The organism is Dyadobacter sp. LHD-138 (assembly GCF_030929615.1).
GTDB lineage: Bacteria > Bacteroidota > Bacteroidia > Cytophagales > Spirosomataceae > Dyadobacter.
In genome coordinates, this window is the sequence record NZ_JAVFVU010000012.1 from 12,694 (window position 1) to 36,811 (window position 24,118).

The following is a 24,118-nucleotide window of genomic DNA, read 5'->3' on the forward strand; positions in this document are numbered from 1 at the left end:
GATTTTCAGATGTTTAGCATACGAAGATAATCAAAAATTGGTACAACATAGGTACAACAAATAGCGGTTTTGCTTAATATCACCTGCATTTACTTATTTTATAACCAATTGATAATCAGATCATATAACTACAAATCACACCATATAAAACCATAAAAAGTCGGACTTAAAATCCTGTGAGCCGAAACGCTCGTACGGGTTCGATTCCCGTCCCCGGTACATCACTTCTTTAAAGACTTCCCAAAAGGAAGTCTTTTTTTTTGCTCCTCTTTATCCTATATTTGATATTTTTCAAATGCTAACGAAGCGAACTATTTTTCGATTGGATAGCTTTCGAACGCTGCGTCATCGTTTTGCGAACTGATTCTTATGAAAGTATCGACCTCTGAACCTTTTAAAATAATATATTCCATCCTGGATCATGAGTATCTCGGCTACATATTCGAATCGTTTGTAGTCCAGCTCAATGCGCAGGGTGACTTTTCTTATCAGATACAAAATATTTCTTCAAAAAATATAGAGGAATTCAGTTCAGGGCTTGATGCAACTGATTTCGAGCTCGTAAGCCTGATTGATGACATCCAACAAGACACGATTTTAAAAAAATTCAATACTAAAAAGCTGTCCCCAGTCGATTTTTTCCTCAAAATTTACGACGTGCAGAAAGGGGACAAAGTGATTCAGGAAGCTATTAGCGCCTATCTGGAAAACAGCAAGGCTCGCATCCTGGCTAAACTGGCTGGCAAAGACCTCTTCATCATGGGGAGTGACGGAAACCCGCTCTGGAAACCCGTTGTGTGGGAAACTAAAAAAGCGACCATTCGTTTTCATTTCATGCGGAACGAAGACAATACGCACTATTTCCCAGCGATTAAACACGACGGCCAAAAACTGGATTTTCAATACAAAAATGCCATCATCCTTTGTGAAGAACCTGCCTGGCTCGTCGTTGACGGCCATTTATATCATTTTGAAGGCAATGTGGATGGCAAGAAAATTAAACCATTTCTGGCAAAAAAATTTATTGCTATTCCTCGAAAGGTTGAAGAAACATATTATGAGCGTTTCGTTGCCCCGCTTATTGCTTCGTATGATGTGGTTTCGCGGGGTTTTGACATCAGGAATATCGCTACGGTGCCGAAACCGGTTCTGACCATTACGGATACGGCCGTAAAAAGTAAAACCACACCTGCCCTGCTTTTTGCAGAAGCCGATTCTGACGATCACTTGCCGGCAGAATATGAAGACGGGGATGTCTCTTTCCAGATCGCTTTCCAATATGGAACCTATACTTTTCCTTTCGACAGCTTTGCGAGCCCTTCGAGTGTCTTCATGGATAAAAAGGGAGAAGATTATATTTTTTATAAAGTCAAGCGTGACATCCCGACGGAACGTCACAACCTCAACCAGCTTAAAGAATGGGGGTTGACCATTCGCAATGGCCAAACGCTGATGCCAAAATCCCAGGCATTCGGCTGGCTCCAGAGCGCAGCCAAAACTCTATCTGAAAACGGTTTTATTCTTCGACAGAATACTGCTGACGTTAAACGCTACTTTCTTGGATATTCCTCCCTTGATGTTTCTATCGAAGAAGGCCGTGACTGGTTTGATATCAATGCGCGCGTTCAGTTTGGTGAATACGAAATCCCCTTTATTCAGCTCAGGAGCTATATTCTAAACCAGAAAAAGGAATTTACCCTTCCGAATGGAGAAATTGCGGTAATACCCGAATGGTGGTTTACCAAATATTCCGAGCTTTTCGCTTTTTCAGAACATGACAGTAGCAGTGATGACATCCGTTTACGCATGCACCACCTGGCACTCGTTCAGGAATTGAAAGAAGAAAGTCTGGCTACTGCTGTCATCAGCCATAAGCTGGAAAAGCTGCGTGACTTTAATCAGATTGAGCCGACCACTGCGCCTAAGAACTTTAAAGGGACGCTTCGCCCCTATCAGAAAGCCGGTTATGACTGGCTTCAGTTCTTGAACCAATACCGCTTTGGAGGCTGCCTGGCCGATGATATGGGTTTGGGTAAAACGGTGCAGACGCTGGCCTTTTTACAATCTCAAAAAGAAGCTGGGATCAAAGAACCGTCGTTACTGATCATGCCAACTTCACTTTTGTATAACTGGGCGCTTGAAGCGAAAAGATTCACGCCCAAGTTGAAAGTGATGCTTTATACGGGCACCTACCGTGAAAAAAATACGGAACAATTTGAAGGCTTCGACCTCATCCTGACTTCTTACGGCATTGTCAGGCTGGATATTGATTTCATTCAATCCTTCCGGTTTAATTACGTGATTTTGGATGAATCCCAGGCGATCAAAAACCCGGCATCCATTATTACCAAAGCCGTCAGAAAACTGAATTCTGCGAACAGGCTTATCCTGACGGGTACTCCGATCGAAAACAGTACCATGGATTTATGGTCCCAGATGTCGTTTGTGAATCCGGGACTACTGGGAAGCCAGCGTTTTTTCCGCGACGAATTCCAGATCCCGATTGAGAAAAAGAACGACGAGGAAAAATCAAAGCGACTTTATAACCTTATAAAACCGTTCATTTTACGTCGTCATAAGTCTCAGGTTGCTACGGATCTTCCCGAAAAAGTGGAGAGTATTCAATACTGCGAAATGTCCGAGGAGCAGGAAAAAGCTTACGAAGAGGCCAAGGCATATTATCGCAATCTTATCTTGCAAAGTATTGATTCAGAAGGAATTTCAAAATCTCAACTCGTGGTTTTACAGGGGCTTACCAAATTAAGACAACTGGCAAATCACCCGAAAATGGTTGATCCGGACTATGCGGATGGATCCGGAAAGTTCGAAGATGTGCTACACAAGATGGAAACGGCCATTAGCGAAAATCATAAAATTTTGATATTCAGCCAATACATAAAACATCTTGACCTATTCAGGGCTTATCTTGATAAGGGTAAAATAACCTATGCTTACCTGGATGGATCGACAAAAGATCGTCAGGCGGAAGTGGAAAATTTTCAAAATAATGAAAATATCAAAATATTCCTGATTTCATTGAAAGCAGGCGGCCTTGGCCTTAACCTTACCGCCGCAGATTATGTATTTATTTTAGACCCCTGGTGGAATCCAGCCATTGAAGCGCAGGCCATAGACCGGGCGCACCGCATCGGCCAGGACAGAACGGTATTTACTTATAAATTTATCACCAAAAACTCTGTTGAAGAAAAAATTCTAGCCTTGCAGCGCACTAAAAAGCGGTTGGCTGATGATCTGATCTCAAATGAGGACGGATTCATTAAATCACTTTCAAGAGAAGACGTACTATCGCTGCTGGAATAATCTTGAACCAATACCAAAATTAAAAATGCCCTGGTAACGATATGTTCCCAGGGCATTTTTTTTGGTATTAAATCTATTTTTAGTTCAAAAGCGCCGTAGTTTCGCGGGTAATTAAAGCCTCGCGATCAGGGCCTGTTGAAATAAATGTTATTGGCAACTGAAGCTCAGCTTCAAGGAACTTCACATAAGCAAGTAACGCATCAGGGATCGCATCGAAATCACGGATTCCATCCAGAGATGTTTGCCATCCTGCAAAATCTTTGTAAACCGGCTCAACTGTATCATCACATAGGTCGTATGGAAGCTGATCCGTCAAAGTTCCGTCTGGCAAACGATAGTTTGTACAAACGCGGATTGTATCAAAAACAGTAAGCACGTCCACTTTCATCATGATCAGCTGCGTTACACCGTTGATCATAATGGCATATTTCAATGCTGGCAGATCCAACCATCCACAACGACGCGGACGACCTGTTGTAGCTCCGAATTCACGGCCTTCCTGTCTCATTTTTTCGCCTGTTTCTTCAAGCAATTCTGTCGGGAAAGGCCCGCTTCCTACACGTGTGCAATAAGCTTTGAAGATACCAAATACCTCGCCAACAGCACTTGGCGCAATGCCAAGGCCTGTGCAGGCACCGGCAGCCATGGTTGTAGAGCTTGTTACAAACGGGTAAGAACCAAAGTCGATATCAAGCAAAGAACCCTGAGCACCTTCGGCCAAAACCGTTTTTCCTTCTGCAATCGCATCATTGATAACGTACTCGCTGTCAACCATTGTAAACTGCTTCATAAATTCAACCGCAGCGAAGAAATTTTCTTCTGACTGAGGAAGCACAGCCGCGTAATCGAATGAATAAAAGTCAAGAATTACTTTATGTGCGTCAACAAGTTTTTTGTACTTATCTGCAAAATTAGGAGACAAAACATCTCCCACACGCAATCCCAGACGCGCAACTTTATCCTGATAAGCAGGTCCGATCCCACGAAGTGTAGAACCGATTTTCGAATCACCTTTTGAGCGTTCGTAAGCTGCATCCAGCAAAGCATGCGTTGGCAAAATCAGCGATGCTTTTTTAGAAATAAACAAATTGCCCGCCAAATCAAGGTTGTATTTAGCAAGATTTTCAATTTCTCTTTTAAAAACGATGGCGTCTAAAACAACCCCGTTTCCGATAATGTTCTGGATTTCGCTACGGAAAATACCGGATGGAATTTGATGCAAAACATGCTTAATACCATCAAATTCCAAGGTGTGTCCGGCGTTAGGGCCTCCCTGGAATCTTGCTACTACCTGATAACGTGGTGCGAGAACATCCACAATTTTACCCTTACCTTCATCTCCCCACTGGAGACCAAGCAATACGTCAACTTTCATCCAATAAATGGTTATTAAAAACTATTATTTGCTAAACTGATAAGGCGTAACAAACCATAAGTTGCCTGTTACGCCTTATCGAAACCTACTCTCTTATTTCATGTCCTTCTGAAACTTCCTCGGAAATTTCTTTCCGGTTCTGGCAATTTTCCTTGGTGCAATTGCCGTAGAAGATCAGGGAATGATGCAGTACACTGAAGTTAAGCATCTCGCCTACCATGTTCTGGATAGACTGGATCCGTGGATCGCAAAACTCCATTACCTTATGACAATCCGTACAAATTAAATGATCATGTTGCTTGTTTCCGTACGATTTTTCGAACTGTGCCAGGTTCTTGCCAAACTGATGTTTGGTTACCAGATCACAGTCAACCAGTACGTCCAGGGTATTATACACGGTAGCACGACTTACACGATAACGTTTGTTTTTCATGCTGATATAGAGTTCATCTACATCGAAGTGGTCCTCACGGGTATAGATTTCTTCCAATATCGCAAACCTTTCAGGGGTCTTGCGAAGTCCTTTATTTTCGAGGTAAGCCGTAAGAATTTTCTTCGCGGCTTCAAAATTTGGTTTGCTGGCTTGTGGCATATCTTTTGAAAATCTTGCGCAAATTACGTGCTTTTTTTTCTTAAATCACAGTGGCAATTATGCAGCGGTAGTCATTTGAAGCTTTCATGCGGCGATGTTTATGCGGTTATAACGCTGTTGCACCCGAACTATAAACCAATTCATTAACAAGTCACACACATAATGGTTCCTTCTTTATTTATTTCCTGACAGGTTCGTGTCGAATCTTTGCACCGTATACACACCTTCCACCTGTTCGAGCTTGCTGATCAGCACATCCAAATGCCGCGTATCCTGTACATAAAGCCTGATATCTCCATTGAAAACGCCATCTTTGGTATCGATGGTAAGTCCACGCATGTTGATATGAAGCTCATTGGAAATAATTCGGGTCACGTCGTTGATCAGACCAACCCGATCCGTTCCCGAAATATAAAGCCCGGCAAGGAAAGCTTCGTCCTTATTCGACTCCCACTTTGCTTTGATGATACGATTTCCGTGTTTGGACATTAATTCAGCCGCGTTCGGACAAGTTGTCCTGTGAATTTTAATACCTTCGTTAATAGTCACAAAACCGAAAACGTCATCCCCGGCAATCGGATTACAACAGGGTGCCAGTTTGTAATCAATTTTGTCCATATCATCGCCGATCAGCAGCGTATCGCTGTCAGCCCGGTCGCCATGAATATTCTTTAAAAGTTTGGTATAAGCTTTACCGTCTGCCCCGTCAACCTGTGGAATAACAGCGGTGATCGCTTTTCTTTCCTTCGCCTCCTTCTCTCTTTTAAATCTTTTTAATTCATCCAGCTGAACATATCCTTTTCCAATCTTGTAGAAAAAGTCGGAAGCGGTTTTACATTCAAAAAAAGCACGCAGCTGGTTCACAACTTCCGCGGTCAGTTCTATCCCCAGAATTTTAAGCTTCTTTTCAACCATCTGACGACCGTCCGTTTCATAGCGACGGTTATCTTCTTTCAAAAAGTCTTTTATCCGGGCACGTGCTTTGGAAGTTCGTACAATACGCAGCCAGTCTTCATTCGGCTTTTGTTTGTTGGACGTTATGATTTCAATCTGATCGCCATTATTGAGCACATAACTGATCGGAACAAGGATTCCGCCCACTTTGGCAGCCATACAATGTACGCCCACTTCCGAGTGTATTTCAAAAGCAAAATCGAGCGCCGTTGCACCGCTTTGCAATACTTTCAGTTCACCTTTTGGTGTAAAAACAAAAACCTCCTCATTAAAAAGATTGGTCCGGAATTCATCCAGAAACTCGATTGCAGCGGTTTTATCTCCAGAACCCGTTTCCAGTGTTTCACGCACCTGGCTGATCCATTGCTCAATATTTCCGCGCACCTTCGTGTCATTCCCTTTATACTTCCAGTGCGCCGCATAGCCTTTTTCCGCGATCTCGTCCATTCTCGACGTACGGATCTGCACTTCCACCCATTGGCCGCTCTTACTCATTACGGTCGAGTGCAGCGACTGATAGCCGTTGGCGCGCGGCGTACTGAGGAAATCTTTCAGCCGGTCCGGGTTAGGCTTATAGTGATCTGTCACGATGGAATAGGCCTGCCAGCAAAGTGCTTTTTCGCGGTCGCCCTCCTGAGAAGATTCCAAAACGATACGAATGGCAAACAAATCATATATCTCCTCGAAAGGTTTGTTTTGCTTGCGCATCTTATTCCAGATCGAATAAATCGATTTGGGCCTGCCTTTGATGATATAGTTTAAACCTGCCTGTTCAAGATCCTGGGCAATCGGTTCCGTGAATTTTGAAATAAACCGGTCACGCGAGCTCTTGGTTTCTCTCAGCTTTCTCGAAATTGCACGGTATTCCTGTGGCTCGGTATATTTGAGATACAATTCTTCCAGCTCGGATTTGATACTGTACAGACCAAGCCGGTGCGCCAAAGGAGCATAAATAAAAATTGTTTCGGATGCGATTTTGAGCTGCTTGTCACGCGGCATGCTGTCGAGCGTCCGCATGTTATGCAAACGGTCTGCCAGTTTTACCAGAATCACCCGAACATCGTCTGACAGGGTAAGCAACATTTTCCGGAAATTTTCGGCCTGCTGCGAAGTACCATATTCGAACCTCCCTGAAATTTTGGTGAGGCCGTCAATAATTTTCGCAACTTTTTTTCCGAACAACCGGTCGATATCCTCGATACGCATATCCGTATCCTCCACCACATCATGTAGCAGGGCAGAAACGATACCCGTGGTACCCAGCCCAATTTCCTCCACGACAATCTGTGCCACGGCCAACGGGTGGTATATATAGGGTTCGCCCGATCGGCGGCGCATATCCTTATGTGCCTCCACCGATGTATAAAAGGCCTTCTTGATTAATTTTGCATCATTGTCCTTTAAAAACGGTTTGGCTGTCCGCAACAGCCTACGGTATTTTTTAAGGATATCCTTACGCTCCTGCTCCAGATCTATGCTCAGGGTTTCAACGAGTTGCTCCAATGCTTAATAGTAATTAGTACGCTTCACCAAAATAACAAATTTTAGCGAGATTATTCAATGAAAAAAAATATTTCAAAAATATTTTTCAAAAAGCTTGCATGTTTAAAACAAACTTTGCTACCTTTGCACTCCCAACCAACGACAAGGGTTGAAGATTAAAGAGAAAATAAGAGCGGGCGTGGCGGAACTGGTAGACGTGCTAGACTTAGGATCTAGTGCCGCAAGGCGTGGGGGTTCGATTCCCTCCGCCCGTACGAACAACAAGGGACTGACGGGGCGTCATATTTCCTATCTGAAATAAGAAGATGAACTGCTCCGAAGAAAACCCGTCAAATGCCCTCAGGACACTGTTTTGAGGGCATTTTTGTTTTGCGTTTTATCTAAAAAAGGACATTTACTAATATCATAAGCAACGCATGGAAGTTTTGTTAGAAAAGAGTTCGCCAACATTGGCCTCTCTTAAAGTTAAGCTAACCAAAGATGATTACCAGCCGAAGGTTGATAAATCCATTAAGGATTATACCAAACGTGTGAGTTTAAAAGGCTTTCGTCCGGGCAAAGTGCCGTCCCATGTAATCCAGCGCATGTATGGAAAAAGCATATTGGTGGACGAAGTAAACAGTCTTTTGAGCAACGCAGTAAGTACTTATATCCGCGAAAATAAATTACAGGTTGTGGGAGATCCGATCCCGAACCGTGAAAAAGCAGAAGAAGCTAACTGGGACAAGCCTGCTGATTTCGAATTTAGCTACGATCTTGGTCTTGCAACGGATTTCGAAGTTAAACTTCCTGAAATTTCTGCGGTAAAACGTTACACCATTGAAACGGACGCAACCGAACTGACTAAAACAGTTGACAGCCTTCGCGAAAGATTTGCTGACAGCATCCACCCGGAAGTAAGTGAATTGGGTGACATGGTGTTCGGTGAATTGAAGCAGGAATCAAGCGAATTTACAACCCGTACAGCGATCCCTACAAAACAGGTTGCAGAAGAAAACCAGGCTAAATTTATCGGTCTCAAAAAAGGTGACGTCGTTACGTTTGATATCCAGAATACTTTTGCTGACCAGTCTGCAATCGCACACGTTACAGGAAAGAAAAAAGAAGATATCGGAGCACTTTCAGGTGATTACACTTTGATCGTTGAAGATATCACCCGTTCGGCTCCTGCGGAAGTTAACCAGGAATTCTTCGACAAAGTACTTGGACCAGGAATCGCTGACAGCGAGGAATCGTTCAACGAAAAAGTTACGGAAGTAATTAAAGGCAACTACGAACGCGAAACAGAAGCATTGCTTCGTCGTGATTTGGAAACTGCTTTGATCGATTCGATCCAGATCGATCTTCCAGGCGAATTCCTTAAAGACTGGTTGGAACGTACCAACGAAGGCAAGTTCACCCGTGAGCAAATTGAGGAACAATTCGAAGATTTCCAGAAATCATTGAAACTGAGCCTTATCAAAAATAAAATCGCTGATTCAGAAGGCGTTAAAGTTGAATATCCTGAAATTCTTGAATTTACGAAACAAATGGTTCGTGGTCAGTTCGGAATGTACGGTGACGACGACAGCATGGCTGACACCATTGACCGTGTGGCGGCTGGTTACCTTGCAGACAAAGAACGCGATAACTATTCTCAGATATTCAATCAGGTTTTCGATAACAAAATCATTGATATCGTTCGTACCCAGGTGGCTACGGATGAGCAGACAATCGATGTTGCGGCATTCGAAAAACTTGCGAAAGGCGAAGTTGCTTAATTGACTTCCCGATCCTATAACAAAGAAAGGCTGCAAATTTTGCAGCCTTTCTTTGTTATAGCGTATTTGAAAGAAGATATTTCAAAGTTATTAAAGAAGGCAAGTTTTGAAAAACGGGGGCGTCCAGTCTTGACTTCCTTCTCTTTTCTCTACATACCTCTCAAAACCCGATCGGTTCCCGATTCTGCTGAATCTGCCGCCCGATTTCAGCGGCCGCCAGCGAACCAAATCTTTCTTTCCATTGGTCCAGTTCCTTTTGCAGTTTTGCGTTTGAAGCCATAAGCCGCTCATTTTCCTGGCGCAGCCATTCTGTTTCCGAAAGCGTTTTTGTTTCAAAACCCAGTAAAGCAGGCAAGGATACATCCAGCAGCCTGGCAATATTTTCCAATCGTGAAAACGAAAGTTCTGTTCTTCCTCTTTCCATATCTCCATAGGCCGTCGTTGACAATCCAAGCATATCGGCCATGTTTTCCTGTGACAATTCCTTTTGCAGCCGCAGCTGCCGGATTCTTTCTGATGGGCTTATTGTATCGCTCATAGTCTGTAAAACGCAGAATAAATTTTTAGAATGAATTTCTGAAAGACTAAATTTTACTCGTATTATTGGCTTTTGGGTAATAACATCTGCAAGTTAAAAAGCATTCAAAGAATCGCTTCTCGCATTTTTCGATAATTTATAACCCCAACAGACAAGGATTATTCAATGAAATAGTCAATTTTGTACAGAACAAAGAAACAAATCAGGATATTCGTATCCAGAAACTAAGACAAAAGGGTTTTTGTTCTAGCCAACATGTACTCCTTACATTACATATTATTTTAAAATTTAAAGTTTATTCATGAATAACGGAAATGAATTTAGAAAATATGCCGTTCACCATCTTGGGATGAGTGGCCTTACAGTTGACGGTTACATGAACCACACTGTTGAAAACATGACCCGTTCGGTTATTGAAGAGCGTCCGATGAACTTTCGTGAAGTGGATGTTTTTTCAAGATTGATGGCCGACCGTATTATTTTTATGGGAACGGGCGTTGATGACAACATAGCGAATATCGTAGTTGCCCAATTACTTTTTTTAGAATCTGCTGATCCGAAAAAAGATATCCTGATGTATATCAACAGTCCGGGTGGTTCTGTTTATGCAGGTTTGGGAATTTATGATACCATGCAATATGTTCGTCCAGACGTCGCAACGGTTTGTACCAGTCTTGCTGCTTCTATGGGCGCTGTTCTTTTAGCGGGCGGTGCTGCCGGCAAGCGTTCCGCACTTCCGCACGCACGTGTTATGATTCACCAGCCATCAGGCGGAGCACAGGGCACGTCGGTTGATATTGAGATCACAACCCGTGAAATCGTTAAACTTCGCCATGAATTGTACGACATCCTTGCGAATCACACGGGACAAACGGCTGAGCAAATTGGCATTGACTCTGACCGTGACAAATGGCTGCGTGCTTACGAAGCAAAAGAATACGGACTTATCGACGAAGTTTTGACGCGCGATAAATAAGTTTTTTGAATTTAATTGATACAAAATCGCCCGGAGATCCGTCTTTCGGGCGATTTTTATTTACCGGCATACATTGAATTTGGTAACAAACTTAAAAAGCCGGAACTTTGCCAAAATTCCCTATTGCATTGACAAAGAATAAAGTTGCTCCGTTCTCTGATACTGATCATCTTATCATGGTAGTTCAGCACGTTTTTCGTCTTTATTTGTAATTAAAACGTGATTATTAATTTTAAGAGATAAAGTATTCGCAGGAATTTCAGGGTTTTGAAACAATGCCCCCAATCCTTTTGTTATAGAACATTATCCAATAGTATTTTTCATGATACAATTATTTTCATAAGTATCTGATCAATCATAGTAAATTCAATAACTGTATATATTCACCAATGGCACAAGTTAGTTGTTCGTTTTGCGGACGCAAAAAAAATGAAGTTGAACTGTTACTCTCGGGGATAGATGCCCATATATGCAATCATTGCATTGCACAGGGGTATCAGGTGATTACGGAAGAGTTGAATTCCAAAGACGATAAAAAAGAAAAGAAGACCAAATTACCAAAGCTTAAGTCAATCCCTCCGACTGAAATCAAGCGTTTTCTCGAACAATATGTTATAGGTCAGGACGAGGCAAAACGTTCGCTGGCTGTTGCGGTCTACAATCACTACAAACGCCTTAACCAAACGGTTACGGATGATGACGTGGTGATCGAAAAATCGAATATTATCATGGTGGGTGAAACCGGAACCGGTAAAACCTATCTTGCCAAATCCATCGCGCGCATTCTTCAGGTACCGTTTTGTATTGCCGATGCAACCGTTGTTACAGAGGCAGGTTATGTTGGGGAAGATGTGGAAACCATTTTGACACGCCTTTTGCAGGCTGCCGACTACAATGTAGAAGCAGCAGAACGCGGCATCGTTTACATCGATGAAATGGATAAAATTGCCCGTAAATCCGATAACCCATCCATCACACGTGATGTAAGCGGTGAAGGTGTACAGCAGGCGCTTTTGAAATTGCTGGAAGGTTCGTCTGTGAACGTACCACCTCAGGGTGGCCGCAAGCACCCGGATCAGAAAATGATCACGATCAATACTGAAAATATTCTTTTCATTTGCGGCGGTGCTTTTGACGGCATCGAACGCCATATTGCAAAACGGATCAACACCCGTCCAATCGGATTTTCAGGAGATAACCGCATCATCGAAATTTTTGACAAAGGAAATCTGATGCGTTACGTGACGGCCCAGGATTTGAAATCTTTCGGACTGATCCCTGAACTTATCGGTCGTCTGCCCGTACTTACGCACCTGAATCCACTGGATCGTGAAACGCTGCGTCGTATCTTGACGGAACCAAAAAATGCTTTGGTTAAACAATACAGCAAGCTTTTTGCAATGGAGGGCATTGCACTCCACTTTACCGAAGAAGTGCTGGATTTCATCGTTGATCAGGCAATGCTTTGCAAACTGGGTGCCCGCGGACTTCGTGCCATTTGCGAGTCGATCATGACAGACGCGATGTTTGATTTGCCATCACAAAAAGATGTGAAGGAATTCACGATGACGCTGGATTATGCTCAGGAGAAATTCAGCAAATCATCCATGTCGCTATTACGTTCAGTAGCTTAGACAGTTAATACCTCATATAAAACGCCTTGCAGGTCCTGATCGGAGATGCAGGGCGTTTTTATTTTATATTCTATGTCAATAGTTCTATTTTGCATCAAAAATTGAAAAGATTATGGAAAATTGGCTGTCAAATAAGAATATCGTTATCATCGGAGGAACCACGGGTTTGGGATTTTCGGCCGCCAAAGCTTTTGTAAAACATGGTGGAAATGTGGTTGTGGTGGGAAGGAATCCTGAAAACTGTCTGGTCGCTGAACTCCAGCTCGGCAGTCAGGCACGAGCAAAACAAGGCGATGCGACGCAACCGAACACCGCTTTGGAAGCTATTCAATTATGTATTCGCGAATTTGGAAGTTTTGACGGGTTATACCACGTAGCAGGCGGAAGCGGAAAAAAATACGGAGACGGGCCACTGCATCAGCTAACGCTAAGCGGCTGGAACAATACACTTGACCTTAATTTGACTTCGCTGATGTTATCCAACCAGGCGGCTGTCCAGGCTTTTCTGGGTATGGGCAAAGGCGGTACGATCTTAAATATGAGCTCAGCACTTGACTTCTCCCCTTTCCCGGGGCATTTTTCGGCACATGCTTATGCCACGGCAAAATCTGCGGTTATCGGGTTTTCAAAATCCATTGCCGCCACCTATGCGCCAAATAATATCCGTATCAATGTACTGGCGCCATCGATCATTGAAAGCGCTCAGAATAAAGACCAGCAGATTGAGGAGTTTATCAGTGCAAAACAGACATTAAACGGAGGTCGTTTTGGCTTGCCCGCAGACCTTGACGGTGCGGCCGTTTACTTCATGTCGGACCTTTCCAAATTCACCACCGGGCAGACGCTGACCGTCGATGGAGGCTGGAATCTGACAGAAGGATAAGGGTGAAAAGTTTTAAGTATTTATTCGTGATAATGTAAATTGAAATAACCGTAACTCACTTTTCTGTTTATATTCACGTAATTTCGCCCAGCAGACACGATTTTTAGTAACTGGTTTCAATTTAATATTAAATAATTTCAAAAAATATGGCTACCGGACCCATTGTAACGCTGACTATTAACCCGGCTTTGGATAAGAGTGCTAACGTTGACCGCATCGTGCCGGAAAACAAGCTTCGTTGCGACACACCCAACTTTGAAGCCGGTGGTGGTGGAATTAATGTTGCCAAAGCTATTCACCGTCTTGGTGGAAATCCGATTGCCGTATTCACGATTGGCGGGCCTACGGGCCAACGCCTGCACAAACTCGTGAAAAGTGAGGGTGTGGAAACGATGGTTATTGAAACCAAGCAATGGACCCGTGAAAATTTTCACGTGCTGGAAACCAGCACGGGTTTTCAATATCGGTTTGGCGTGCCCGGTACAGAATTAATGCCGACAGAAGTTCGTTCGATTCTTGAAACAATTGAAGAATTTGATCCAAAACCTTCTTACATCATAGCCAGCGGAAGTTTGCCGCCGGGTGCTCCTGCTGATTTCTATGGACAAATCGCAAAAATCGCTCACAAACAAGGTGCACGTTTCATTGCGGATGCGTCGGGAGATGCGTTGAAATCTGCGACAGAAGCCGGTGTATATCTGTTAAAACCCAATATTACGGAGCTAAGTCAGCTGGTTGGTGTGGACAAACTCGAAATGGATGATGTCGATGACGCTGCCCGCGCATTGATCATTCGTAATCAGTGTGAGGTGGTCGTCGTATCGATGGGTGCTATGGGTGCCATGCTGGTAACGGAAGATCAGGTTGAACATATTCCCGCGCCTCCGGTTAAGAAAAAAAGTGCCGTTGGGGCCGGTGACAGTATGGTGGCCGGCATTGTCTGGACGCTTTCACAAGGAAAATCATTGCGGGAAGCCGTGAGAATGGGCGTTGCCTGCGGATCGGCCGCGACGATGAGTGCCGGAAGTGAATTGTTTAAAATGCAGGATGTGAATAAACTCATGGACTGGTTAAACCGCTACGGGCAACGTTATTCAGGAAATTCCTGAATTTAAGGATAGCAGCCAAAATATATTCGGGGGCCGCATCTTTAACAAACCCGAAGGGTTATCAGTATTATAGCAACTACTAAAAGAGCTTATCGCCTAAAAAACGATAGGCTCTTTTTATAAGACATAGGGAGAAATTTACCTGATATGTCTTTTCCATGAAAACAATAATTCATGGATCAGAAACACTCACGCCGCCAATTCGCAAAAATTGCCGCTGTAACAGCCACAGCGCTTACTTTCAAGCCATTTTATATACTCCACGCCAAACCAAAAGCGGATGGAGAAATTATAGGCCATGGCTCACATAAATATCGTGTACAGCAGGGCTGGGGAAATCTTGACTCGTCCAAGTTCCCGATCAACAACTGCCATGAAATGGTGCAGGATAGCAAAGGTCGCCTGATTATGATTGGCGATGAAGTAAAAAACAATATTCTGATCTATGACCGTTCCGGAAAACTGCTTGACAGCTGGGGACACGAATTCCCGGGAGGGCACGGTCTCACGCTCTGGAATGCCAACGGGGAGGAATTTTTGTTTGTCTGCGATCCGAATATCGGTAAGGTTTTTAAAACCGATATGAAAGGAAAAATCCTGCTGACCATCGAACATCCTTCAAAAGTTGGCGCCTACAAAGAGGCTGACGCATTCAAACCGACAGAAACTGCCATCGGTCCTGACGGCACGATTTATATCGCTGACGGTTATGGTTCACAGTGGATTTTAAGATATACCCCCAAAGGAGAATTTATTGATAAGTTTGGGGGATCAGGCGACGGTGACAGCCAGTTTTCAACCGCGCACGGTATTACGGTGGATTATCGTGATAAAACCAATCCAACTTTGCTCGTTACTTCACGCGTTCACAATTCCTTCAAACGTTTTACGCTGGATGGAAAATATTTATCTACGATTTTCCTTCCCGGCGCCTTCGTTTGCCGTCCTGTAATTAATGGCGATACCTTATACGCAGGCGTTTGCTGGTCGCGTTTGCGGTATTACAACCAGACACCGAACTCTGGTTTTGTTACCATTCTTGATAAAAACAATAAGGTTATTTCCAACCCCGGAGGAACAAAACCCGAATACATCGGCAACAAATTACAAATGATGGTTCAGGACAAACCCATATTTATGCACTGCCACGACGTGTGTATTGACCAGGATAAAAACATTTACGTTTGTCAGTGGAATGCGAAGAAAACCTATCCGGTAAAACTGGAACGGGTTTGATGCTGAACAATCCGCATTATCGGATCAGTTTAATCAGCAAGGCATTTACGGTCATCACCACGATAGCCAGGGTTCCATAAGCCAGACCAATCGGCAGCTTGGGCACCAGCCACCAGACACCCAACAGAAATACGACAAAACCATATCCCGCAAGCAGCAGTCCATAAAGTATTCGGGCTGCTGCTTGCGGTCCTTGCTGCGCATGAGTAAAAACAGCCAGCGTTGAAGTCATAATTGGAAACGGTGTCAGAATTCCACTCCACGTTGGACCAAGTTTCTCCGAAAGCTGGGTTAACAAAACCACAAACAAAGTCGCAACAAACATCCGCAAAGGAATGTCATAGGTCGGATTCTTTCTGGATTCTCCCTTGCCTTTCGGTTTTGGGAAAATGTATAAAACCCCGGAAAGCACAACGAGATTAAGTCCGACCGCAAAAGGAAGTGACGGCGTATGGCTCAACGATGCCAGCGCAACAACAAAAAACGCCACATAACTGATCAAAACAGTCGGAAGCCAGGATAACCTTGGGGCAACTACCGAATAAATCAATGCAAAAAAAGTAGTACCGATGGATCCCATCAAAGCCGAGGGAATGGTCGACGCAGCGAAGGCGGCTCCGTTTTCCATTGCAATAAAAAAGGAAATTGGACCAGCAACCCAGGGAAACCCTCCTACCCAGCCACCAAATCCCTCTCCCCATTTCCGTACCGAGAGCGTAACCCCCGCAATCAGCGGAGGCATTAAGAGTATTTTTATAAATAAAAGATCAGACACTTTTTCAGGATTAAAAAATGGACTGACCTGGGATCTAGACTCATATCAGTAATCAAATTTACATGGTTAAAATAAAACCCGTAAAGAAATTCTGAATTTTTATTGCAACACAGTTGCATAAATTATACTTTTGCAACGTTGTAACAAAACGAGTTATGCATTACAAACCCGTTTCACGCTCATTCTTGAACATAACCCGGCCAATATAAGACCAAGAGCGTTTGCTGATAGCAATCAGCTCTTTCACTTATTGATCACTGAATAACCCGATGAAAAAATATTTTTTTTTGCTCCTTACATTAACCGCAATATCCCTGGGTCACGCGCAAAACCCGACCTGTGCCTGCTTCATCCGCGGTATTGTAAAAGATCAGCATAGCGGTCAGCCAGTTGTGGGGGCTACGGTTTTGCTCATCGGGAAAAATACTGGCGTTTTCACCGATGACAAGGGGCGATATGAAATCCGGAATTTATGCCCCGGCACTTATCAGCTCGAAGCCCGAATTGTTGGATATAGTGCTTACAAACAAACAATTGACCTAACGGCGGGTCACGAAGAAAACTTTAATCTGCAGGAACAGGAAGTGCATCTAAAAGACGTTGAGATCACGGCTCACCGGACCGATGCACCGTCTTCCCAGCCGCTAACAATCTTATCGGGCAATGATCTCGAACAAACCAGAGGACAGGCCCTCGGCGAAAGTCTGAAAGGTATTACCGGTGTCACCGCCATGCAAACGGGTTCTTCCATTTCCAAACCGGTTATTCACGGCTTGCATAGCAATCGCGTTTTAATCATGAACAATGGCGTTCGGCAGGAAGGCCAGCAGTGGGGTTCTGAACACGCGCCGGAAATTGATCCTTTTGTGGCTACTCGTATGTCCGTCATTAAGGGAGCCGCGGGTGTTCGTTATGGATCGGATGCCATTGGCGGTGTTATTCTCGTAGAGCCCGAGGAACTGCCTTTTAACAAAACATTGAGCGGGGAAGTCAATCTGGTTGGTTTTAGCAATGGTCGCCAAGGCGTTGCTTCCTCCACATTGCAGGGAGGCGTGAAGGGATTTTCTGGATTTGCCTGGCGCGCACAGGGAACCATAAAACGTGGAGGAAATATCCGTACATCCAATTATTTTCTGGACAATACAGGCATCAGTGAAAAAAACTTCTCCGTTGGCGCAGGTTATCGTAAAAAAGGATTCGGTATTGATTTGTTTTACAGTCGTTTCGATACCAAAATCGGTATTTTCTCAGGATCGCATATCGGCAGCGTGACCGATCTATTGAACGTCATTAAAAACGGCGAACCGTTCGTGAAATCGGGTTTTAGCTATAAAATCGGAAGACCAAACCAAAACGTTACGCACGACCTTTTAAAAGCCGAAACGCATTATCATTTTAAAGACGGGAATCGTCTGCAATGGACCATTGCCCAGCAAATCAATAACCGGAACGAGTATGACCTACATGTGCCGCGTAATGATTCGATAGCTTCGCTCAATCACCCTGAGCTGACTTTCAAACTGCACACGCTGACAAATGATGTGATCTGGGATCATAAACCCATTGCCGGTAAAATTTCAGGACAAATCGGCGTCAGCACATTGTATCAATATAACCTGATGACTGGCCGACCCCTGATCCCAAATTTCAACCAGTTTAATATTGGTATTTTCTGGATTGAGCGTTATGTGAAAAATGACTGGGAATTTGAAGCCGGAGCACGCTATGATTACCGAACGCTGAATACGCACCGCATTGTAAGCCGCAAAAAAGTATCCAATGATTTTACTTTTTCCAATGGTTCAGGTACCATCGGGGCAACAAGGAATTTTTCGCCCAATTTATCGGCCCGGTTAAATGCGGGTACGGCCTGGCGGGCGCCCAATGTCAGTGAATTATTCAGCGACGGCGTACACCATGGGGCGGCGGCTTTTGAAAAAGGTGACTCAACATTGCATTCTGAAAAAGCACTCAATACCATCGCCAGTGTGAAATACGCCAGCGAAAAACTCACAATTGAAATCGGGGGATATTATAATTATATCAAAGATTTCATTTACCTGAAACCACAGCCCGACCCGATCCTGACCGTTCGTGGCGCATTTCCTTATTTTAAATACACCCAAACGGATGCTTCTTTCAAAGGAATCGATGTTTCCGCTGCCTGGCAATTTGTGAAAAACCTGACGATAACCAGCAAGCTGAGTTATCTGCGGGCTTATGACAAACGGAATGACAGTTATTTGGTCATGATTCCTGCAAACAGGCTGGACAATCAGCTTAAATACGAACTGCCGGAACTTGGAAAGTGGCATAACCTGTATTTTTCTGCCGGAAATCTATGGGTTACCCATCAGAAAAGAGTACCGCCAGCCAGCGACTTTTTGCCTCCGCCGGCAGCCTATTCACTCTGGAATATCCAGGCGGGCGGAACAATTCACGTTTCCGAAAAACAGCAGTTGGAAGTCAGGATTTCAGTCACGAATCTTTTCAATACCGTTTACCGGGACTACATGAACCGTTTCCGCTACTACGCCGACGATATCGGCAGGAATGCTTCACTCCGCATCAAATGGAAGTTTGGCGCATAATAGGATTTCCCTTTTTACAATACATAAAACAAGTAAAGTATGAAAATGAACCGCAAATTAACCTGGATGTTGTTATTTGGCATAGCCACATTATTTACACAATGCAAGGACTCCGGTGATGAGGTAGAAGTGGATGACGAAAATGAACTGATCACGTCAGTAACCCTTAAATTCACCGAATCCGGAACCAATACCGTTACCTCATTCTCCTACAAGGATCCGGATGGGGATGGAGGAAATGCGCCGACAAAATTCGATACGATCTCGCTTAAAGCCAACACGAGTTATACATTGGCCGTTGAATTCCTGGACGAAAGTAAAACGCCTGTGGACAATATTACGGAAGAAATTGCTGAAAAATCAGACGAACATTTATTGGTTTACACGCCAAACCCAACGTCCTTACTGACTTATACGTACGGAGATAAAGACAAAAATAATTATCCGATCGGACTGACGGGAACTGCAAAAGCAGGAGTTGCCGGTACAGGGAAACTGAAAGTACAGCTACGCCACCAGCCCAATGCTAAAAACGGGACACCAGGACCAGGCAGTGACGATGTAAATCTTGACTTTAACCTGAAAGTCAAGTAAGCAGAGGTAATAATAAAACGAGTTCAGAAAATGTCTGAACTCGTTTTATTATTTTAATTATTTCCCAAACACTCAGGACATTTTCCCTGAATCAGTAAATTGAAACTTTCCGGCTGGTATCCGCTTGGCAAAGTCACATGGGGGATATGTAAATTTTCCAGGCAATTGGTTTTCCCGCACGCATTGCATTTAAAATGAATGTGATCATGCTGATGTTTTTCTTCCGAGCACTGATGCGAGCAAAGTGCATACCGTAGCCCTTCATCATCCAAAACCTTGTGGATAATTCCCTTTTCCAAAAAAGTTTTTAAAGTACGGTATATCGTTACACGGTCGTAGTTTTCGCCCAGCGCGCCTTCAAGATCACCATGAGAAAGCGCATTTTTTTTATTCATGAACGTCAAAAGAACATCTTCCCTGCACGTGGTCGTACGCAAATGATGGCCTTTGAGTGTTTCTCTTAACTGTTCCATTTTCAACCAATTTAATTCTTAATCTGGTTTCGGTTATCTTAAAAACCTTCCAGTCCAAAGTTAAGTTCTAAGTTCAGCAAAATCCTCACAAAGATAAATTCTTTTCTCCGGCTTCATCAATATTGAACAAAAAACACTGCAACATCGTTGCAAGTGTTACAGATTACCGTTACTTTTGCAACCTTATTGTATTTACGCATGAAAATCAGTCATTCTCACAACAAAGCAGATTACGTCGGCATACTTGGTTCATTGCTTTGTATTGTACATTGTCTTGCCATGCCGGTATTGGCGCTTGGCTCTGCTTTCGGACATGACCATCACCTGCACGTCGGTTTTCTTTCGCTTGATTATTTGTTTATCCTGATCAACGCGGCCGCGGTTTATTTTGCTACCCGAAATCACCGGTCTGTTTTCGTAAATGTTTTACTCTGGTCTGCCCTGGTGCTTTTTGCAGTTTCACTGATTTTTGAAGAACGTAACGCCGTATTCCAATGGCTGGGTTATCTTGGATCTGCGTTGCTGATCACCGGACATCTTATCAACCTTTACATTTGTCAGATTGCCCCGCAAACCAAGCTTAAAGTTTCCTGATCATTTATCATAACGGACTTCGAAACGGCTTAGATCCGGGCGTATCGGACGATGTCTTTCCAGCTCGTAATCAAAAATCGCCTTTCCAACATCACGCATAAACGGTAACCCGATCGCCTCGTAGTCATAGTGGTCATCGTTGAAAATCTGGTCTTCATTACAATAAATCACCGCCGTCAGCATAAACTCGATCCCCTTTTCGAAATCGGCGATGTAAGCGTTGTCAAGCAGATAACCGTATGCATCCCCGCATTTGTTAAACAAACGGATATGCCTCGGCAACCTTGTTTTTGTTCCGCCAAAAAGCAGAAACTTGCAATACCCATCGTAGTAATCATCGGTATAATTGGCCGGATACTCGGTTTCCACCGGGAATTGCGACATGTATTGGTATAAAAACCGGTAATCCTCAGCGGTCAGGTTGAATCTTTGCCGGGCAGGGACCTGCTCTGGAAAGAAAAGTGATTTCAAAAGCTTGTGCTGTTCTTCCAGCGCGAAGAAGTTTTTCTCTGTAAAATCGAAAGACTCATTGATCAGTGATCCGTCTTTCATATAGCCTTTCCCCATTTTTATCGGTTCAGGTGAAATGTATTTTTTTTCTGAATACTTTCCCGGCTGGTTATAAAGCACCTTTCCGTCTTTTTCGAATGTAACAGGATTGGTATAACGGTTATTTTCAGCACCAATCGAAGATTCCAGCCGATGCGTGATCCTGACATCCTTATACCCTTTGGCATGCAGCGAGTCGTTAAAATCGGCTTGTCCGATAAATTCATACAATCTATTAAAAGCATCATTGTCGCTAGCCAACAGTATTTTTCGGGCATAATGCGCTACGGATGGCAGTTTATCCTCAGCGGTTGTATCAGCTGTCACAGTCGTTTGTTCCGGGCGGTCAGCACCGGTGAGCATCGGCGTGTTTTTATCGATACCTAGCTTATTCAGCTTTTCCAGTGCCAGCACAACCGCAGATAATTTAACGGTGCTGGCCGGATAAAAATATTTACCGTTGTTAACGTGATAACCATAGGTAGTAAAATGCGGCTCATTTTTCCTGTTCCGGTCTATTTTGGTATAAAGAATCTGAACTTCGTATTTGTCAGGATTATCGAGTACGTTGGCTAAGTGCGTTGAGTGCTTTTTCAGAAGTTTTTCAAGAAACTGTCCATTGTGAATGGTTTGTCCAGATACCGGAGCTGAGATCATACCGAGAATAAAGCAGGTAAAGATTTTTAACGAAAGCGTTCTGATAATATCTGACGAAATCATAGGTTAACCGGGAGCACGTGTTTAACGAAGATACTATATTTTACTTTTTAAAGGACAGACAGAATTATATTTAACCACTTTCTGCCTTTACTATTCGAATATAAACAATGGCGAATAATGGAAGAAAATAAATTGCGCAGCCGTGGCTGGTTTGGAAAGTCAGGAAAGGACGGTTTTATATACAGAGCATGGATGAAAAATCAGGGATATCCTGCGGATGAATTCGAAGGACGTCCCGTAATAGGCATCTGTAACACCTTTTCAGAACTGACTCCCTGCAACGGACATTTCCGTGAACTTGCCGAATCCGTGAAAAGAGGGGTTTGGGAAGCGGGCGGATTTCCGCTTGAATTTCCCGTCATGTCACTGGGCGAAACATTAATAAAACCCACGGCCATGTTATACCGCAACCTGGCGAGTATGGACGTAGAAGAATCAATCCGTGCCAACCCGATCGACGGAGTGGTGTTACTTTGTGGCTGCGACAAAACAACGCCATCGCTCGTCATGGGAGCTGCCAGTGTTGATATCCCGACCATTGTGGTTTCGGGCGGGCCAATGCTGACAGGACGTTATCGTGGTAAAACAATTGGGACCAGCGACGTATGGCGTTTCAGCGAAATGTACCGCAAAGGTGAAATTTCACAGGAAGAACTTACCACAGCCGAGGCTTGTATGTGCCGCAGCCAGGGACATTGCGCGGTAATGGGAACGGCTTCCACGATGGCTTGTATGGTCGAATCCCTTGGTTTAACCTTACCGGAAAACGCAGCGATACCCGCAGCAGATTCGCGTAGAAAAGTAATCGCGCATCTATCAGGCCGCCGGATTGTGCAAATGGTAAAAGATGATTTGAGATTGTCGCAGATACTGACGCGCGAAGCATTTGAAAATGCCATCATGCTGAACGCGGCCATCGGCGGATCTACCAATTTTGTAATCCACTTACTGGCCATTGCAGGCCGCATTGGCGTCGAACTTTCCCTTGATGATTTTAACGCTTTATGCGAAAAGATACCTTTACTGCTCAACCTGCAACCTTCTGGCGGTTATTTCATGGAAGATTTTTACTACGCAGGCGGATTGCCGGTGGTGATTAAGGAAATGCTTTCGCTCTTACACAAGGATGCGATTACTGCCAACGGTAAAACCGTTGCTGAAAACTGTGCTTCTGCCGAATGTTTTGATAACGAGGTAATCGGTACGCTGGAAGAGCCTGTAAAAAATCTGACGGGTCTGGCCGTTGTCCGTGGTAATTTGTGTGTAAATGGTGCCGTGATCAAACCTTCCGCTTCACTGAAACCGGAACTGATGCAACACCGCGGCAAAGCAATCGTTTTTGAAGATATAGATGATTACAAAGCCAGACTGGATGATCCGGCACTCGATGTGGATGAAAACAGTATCCTGGTTTTGAAAAATGTTGGCCCCAAAGGTTACCCGGGTATGCCTGAAGTTGGCAACATGTCGCTTCCTAAAAAACTATTGGAGAAAGGCGTTATCGACATGGTCCGTATTTCCGACGGCCGTATGAGCGGAACGGGTTTTGGAACCGTTGTTTTACACGTCTCCCCGGAAGCGGCAGTTGGCGGCGTTCTTGCCCTGGTCCAGGATGGCGATATCATTGAGCTGGATGTCGAAAATAGAAAACTGAATCTTGAAGTTTCTGACGAAGAACTGGAACAACGCCGGAAATTATGGAAACCGCTGGATATGGGTTACAACCGCGGTTACGTTAATCTTCATATAAACCACGTTACACAGGCGCACGAAGGTGCCGACCTGGACTTCCTCAGAGGCGGATCCGGAGACAAAGTGGCGCGGGATTCGCATTAAAGTCTTTGGGACACCCCGTCTGATGGCTTTTTTGCCATCAGACGAGTAAATAACACAAACAAAATCACACACAGATACCAGTTTTAAAAGCTATATTTATAATAC

The 24,118-nt window shown here is 44.0% G+C and carries 18 protein-coding genes and 1 tRNA gene; 12 read left to right on the forward strand and 7 right to left on the reverse strand.

Annotated features, from left to right (window positions below):
- The first annotated feature begins 369 nt into the window (after positions 1-369).
- Positions 370-3,321, forward strand: coding sequence for a DEAD/DEAH box helicase (locus tag RB622_RS10795; RefSeq protein ID WP_308046556.1), 2,952 nt, complete (start codon positions 370-372; stop codon positions 3,319-3,321).
- Positions 3,322-3,400: 79 nt separating this feature from the next.
- Here the strand turns inward: RB622_RS10795 and RB622_RS10800 are convergent, their stop codons facing one another.
- The 3 genes from RB622_RS10800 to RB622_RS10810 form a co-directional block, all read right to left on the reverse strand.
- Entirely contained in the window at positions 3,401-4,696 is a 1,296-nt protein-coding gene (locus tag RB622_RS10800) for an adenylosuccinate synthase (protein WP_308046557.1), read from the reverse strand.
- 85 nt (positions 4,697-4,781) lie between these two features.
- Complete coding sequence (locus RB622_RS10805) at positions 4,782-5,288, reverse strand: Fur family transcriptional regulator (protein ID WP_254411896.1); 507 nt, start codon at positions 5,286-5,288, stop codon at positions 4,782-4,784.
- A 174-nt stretch (positions 5,289-5,462) separates the two neighbouring features.
- Positions 5,463-7,745, reverse strand: a complete 2,283-nt coding sequence (locus RB622_RS10810) for a bifunctional (p)ppGpp synthetase/guanosine-3',5'-bis(diphosphate) 3'-pyrophosphohydrolase (RefSeq protein ID WP_308046558.1) — start codon at positions 7,743-7,745, stop codon at positions 5,463-5,465.
- A gap of 172 nt (positions 7,746-7,917) precedes the next feature.
- On the opposite strand from RB622_RS10810, the gene RB622_RS10815 reads away from it, so the two are divergent.
- Both RB622_RS10815 and tig read left to right on the forward strand, forming a co-directional pair.
- Positions 7,918-7,999, forward strand: a tRNA-Leu gene (locus RB622_RS10815).
- A gap of 162 nt (positions 8,000-8,161) precedes the next feature.
- Positions 8,162-9,505 (forward strand): trigger factor, encoded by a 1,344-nt coding sequence (gene tig, locus RB622_RS10820; protein WP_308046559.1) that lies wholly within the window; start codon positions 8,162-8,164, stop codon positions 9,503-9,505.
- Positions 9,506-9,665: 160 nt separating this feature from the next.
- Here the strand turns inward: tig and RB622_RS10825 are convergent, their stop codons facing one another.
- Positions 9,666-10,043, reverse strand: coding sequence for a helix-turn-helix transcriptional regulator (locus RB622_RS10825; protein WP_308046560.1), 378 nt, complete (start codon positions 10,041-10,043; stop codon positions 9,666-9,668).
- A gap of 301 nt (positions 10,044-10,344) precedes the next feature.
- On the opposite strand from RB622_RS10825, the gene RB622_RS10830 reads away from it, so the two are divergent.
- The 5 genes from RB622_RS10830 to RB622_RS10850 all read left to right on the forward strand — a co-directional run bounded on the left by RB622_RS10830 (position 10,345) and on the right by RB622_RS10850 (position 15,881).
- Entirely contained in the window at positions 10,345-11,019 is a 675-nt protein-coding gene (locus tag RB622_RS10830) for an ATP-dependent Clp protease proteolytic subunit (RefSeq protein WP_308046561.1), read from the forward strand.
- 389 nt (positions 11,020-11,408) lie between these two features.
- Positions 11,409-12,653, forward strand: a complete 1,245-nt coding sequence (clpX, locus tag RB622_RS10835) for an ATP-dependent Clp protease ATP-binding subunit ClpX (protein WP_308046562.1) — start codon at positions 11,409-11,411, stop codon at positions 12,651-12,653.
- 112 nt (positions 12,654-12,765) lie between these two features.
- Positions 12,766-13,536: an SDR family oxidoreductase gene (locus RB622_RS10840; RefSeq protein WP_308046563.1), complete on the forward strand. Its 771-nt coding sequence runs from the start codon at positions 12,766-12,768 to the stop codon at positions 13,534-13,536.
- Between the two features lie 146 nt (positions 13,537-13,682).
- Positions 13,683-14,645: a 1-phosphofructokinase family hexose kinase gene (locus tag RB622_RS10845; RefSeq protein ID WP_308046564.1), complete on the forward strand. Its 963-nt coding sequence runs from the start codon at positions 13,683-13,685 to the stop codon at positions 14,643-14,645.
- Between the two features lie 174 nt (positions 14,646-14,819).
- Positions 14,820-15,881: a 6-bladed beta-propeller gene (locus RB622_RS10850; RefSeq protein ID WP_308046565.1), complete on the forward strand. Its 1,062-nt coding sequence runs from the start codon at positions 14,820-14,822 to the stop codon at positions 15,879-15,881.
- A 16-nt stretch (positions 15,882-15,897) separates the two neighbouring features.
- Here the strand turns inward: RB622_RS10850 and RB622_RS10855 are convergent, their stop codons facing one another.
- Positions 15,898-16,623 (reverse strand): hypothetical protein, encoded by a 726-nt coding sequence (locus tag RB622_RS10855; RefSeq protein WP_308046566.1) that lies wholly within the window; start codon positions 16,621-16,623, stop codon positions 15,898-15,900.
- A gap of 302 nt (positions 16,624-16,925) precedes the next feature.
- On the opposite strand from RB622_RS10855, the gene RB622_RS10860 reads away from it, so the two are divergent.
- Positions 16,926-19,247 (forward strand): TonB-dependent receptor, encoded by a 2,322-nt coding sequence (locus RB622_RS10860; protein ID WP_308046567.1) that lies wholly within the window; start codon positions 16,926-16,928, stop codon positions 19,245-19,247.
- 39 nt (positions 19,248-19,286) lie between these two features.
- Positions 19,287-19,841 carry a hypothetical protein gene (locus tag RB622_RS10865; protein WP_308046568.1) on the forward strand — a complete coding sequence of 185 codons (555 nt, stop codon included), beginning with the start codon at positions 19,287-19,289 and terminating at the stop codon, positions 19,839-19,841.
- Positions 19,842-19,894: 53 nt separating this feature from the next.
- On the opposite strand, the gene RB622_RS10870 is transcribed toward RB622_RS10865, so the two are convergent.
- Positions 19,895-20,314 (reverse strand): transcriptional repressor, encoded by a 420-nt coding sequence (locus tag RB622_RS10870; protein ID WP_308046569.1) that lies wholly within the window; start codon positions 20,312-20,314, stop codon positions 19,895-19,897.
- A gap of 198 nt (positions 20,315-20,512) precedes the next feature.
- On the opposite strand from RB622_RS10870, the gene RB622_RS10875 reads away from it, so the two are divergent.
- Complete coding sequence (locus RB622_RS10875; protein WP_308046570.1) at positions 20,513-20,908, forward strand: MerC domain-containing protein; 396 nt, start codon at positions 20,513-20,515, stop codon at positions 20,906-20,908.
- Here RB622_RS10875 and RB622_RS10880 read toward each other — a convergent pair whose 3' ends face one another.
- A complete protein-coding gene (locus RB622_RS10880) occupies positions 20,909-22,177 on the reverse strand; it encodes a serine hydrolase (protein WP_308046571.1) in 1,269 nt (422 codons plus the stop codon).
- A gap of 117 nt (positions 22,178-22,294) precedes the next feature.
- Here RB622_RS10880 and RB622_RS10885 point away from each other — a divergent pair, with 117 nt between their 5' ends.
- Positions 22,295-24,013, forward strand: coding sequence for an IlvD/Edd family dehydratase (locus tag RB622_RS10885; RefSeq protein ID WP_308046572.1), 1,719 nt, complete (start codon positions 22,295-22,297; stop codon positions 24,011-24,013).
- Positions 24,014-24,118 lie beyond the last annotated feature (105 nt).

Bases quoted from the DNA above. Each gene is read 5' to 3' on its own strand.
- RB622_RS10850 (WP_308046565.1), top strand. From the start codon at position 14,820: ATGGATCAGAAACACTCACGCCGCCAATTCGCAAAAATTGCCGCTGTA.
- RB622_RS10865 (WP_308046568.1), top strand. From the start codon at position 19,287: ATGAAAATGAACCGCAAATTAACCTGGATGTTGTTATTTGGCATAGCC.
- tig (WP_308046559.1), top strand. From the start codon at position 8,162: ATGGAAGTTTTGTTAGAAAAGAGTTCGCCAACATTGGCCTCTCTTAAA.
- RB622_RS10845 (WP_308046564.1), top strand. From the start codon at position 13,683: ATGGCTACCGGACCCATTGTAACGCTGACTATTAACCCGGCTTTGGAT.
- RB622_RS10840 (WP_308046563.1), top strand. From the start codon at position 12,766: ATGGAAAATTGGCTGTCAAATAAGAATATCGTTATCATCGGAGGAACC.
- RB622_RS10885 (WP_308046572.1), top strand. From the start codon at position 22,295: ATGGAAGAAAATAAATTGCGCAGCCGTGGCTGGTTTGGAAAGTCAGGA.
- RB622_RS10870 (WP_308046569.1), bottom strand. From the start codon at position 20,314: ATGGAACAGTTAAGAGAAACACTCAAAGGCCATCATTTGCGTACGACC.
- RB622_RS10805 (WP_254411896.1), bottom strand. From the start codon at position 5,288: ATGCCACAAGCCAGCAAACCAAATTTTGAAGCCGCGAAGAAAATTCTT.
- RB622_RS10875 (WP_308046570.1), top strand. From the start codon at position 20,513: ATGAAAATCAGTCATTCTCACAACAAAGCAGATTACGTCGGCATACTT.
- RB622_RS10825 (WP_308046560.1), bottom strand. From the start codon at position 10,043: ATGAGCGATACAATAAGCCCATCAGAAAGAATCCGGCAGCTGCGGCTG.
- RB622_RS10800 (WP_308046557.1), bottom strand. From the start codon at position 4,696: ATGAAAGTTGACGTATTGCTTGGTCTCCAGTGGGGAGATGAAGGTAAG.
- RB622_RS10860 (WP_308046567.1), top strand. From the start codon at position 16,926: ATGAAAAAATATTTTTTTTTGCTCCTTACATTAACCGCAATATCCCTG.
- RB622_RS10795 (WP_308046556.1), top strand. From the start codon at position 370: ATGAAAGTATCGACCTCTGAACCTTTTAAAATAATATATTCCATCCTG.
- RB622_RS10855 (WP_308046566.1), bottom strand. From the start codon at position 16,623: ATGCCTCCGCTGATTGCGGGGGTTACGCTCTCGGTACGGAAATGGGGA.
- clpX (WP_308046562.1), top strand. From the start codon at position 11,409: ATGGCACAAGTTAGTTGTTCGTTTTGCGGACGCAAAAAAAATGAAGTT.
- RB622_RS10880 (WP_308046571.1), bottom strand. From the start codon at position 22,177: ATGATTTCGTCAGATATTATCAGAACGCTTTCGTTAAAAATCTTTACC.
- RB622_RS10830 (WP_308046561.1), top strand. From the start codon at position 10,345: ATGAATAACGGAAATGAATTTAGAAAATATGCCGTTCACCATCTTGGG.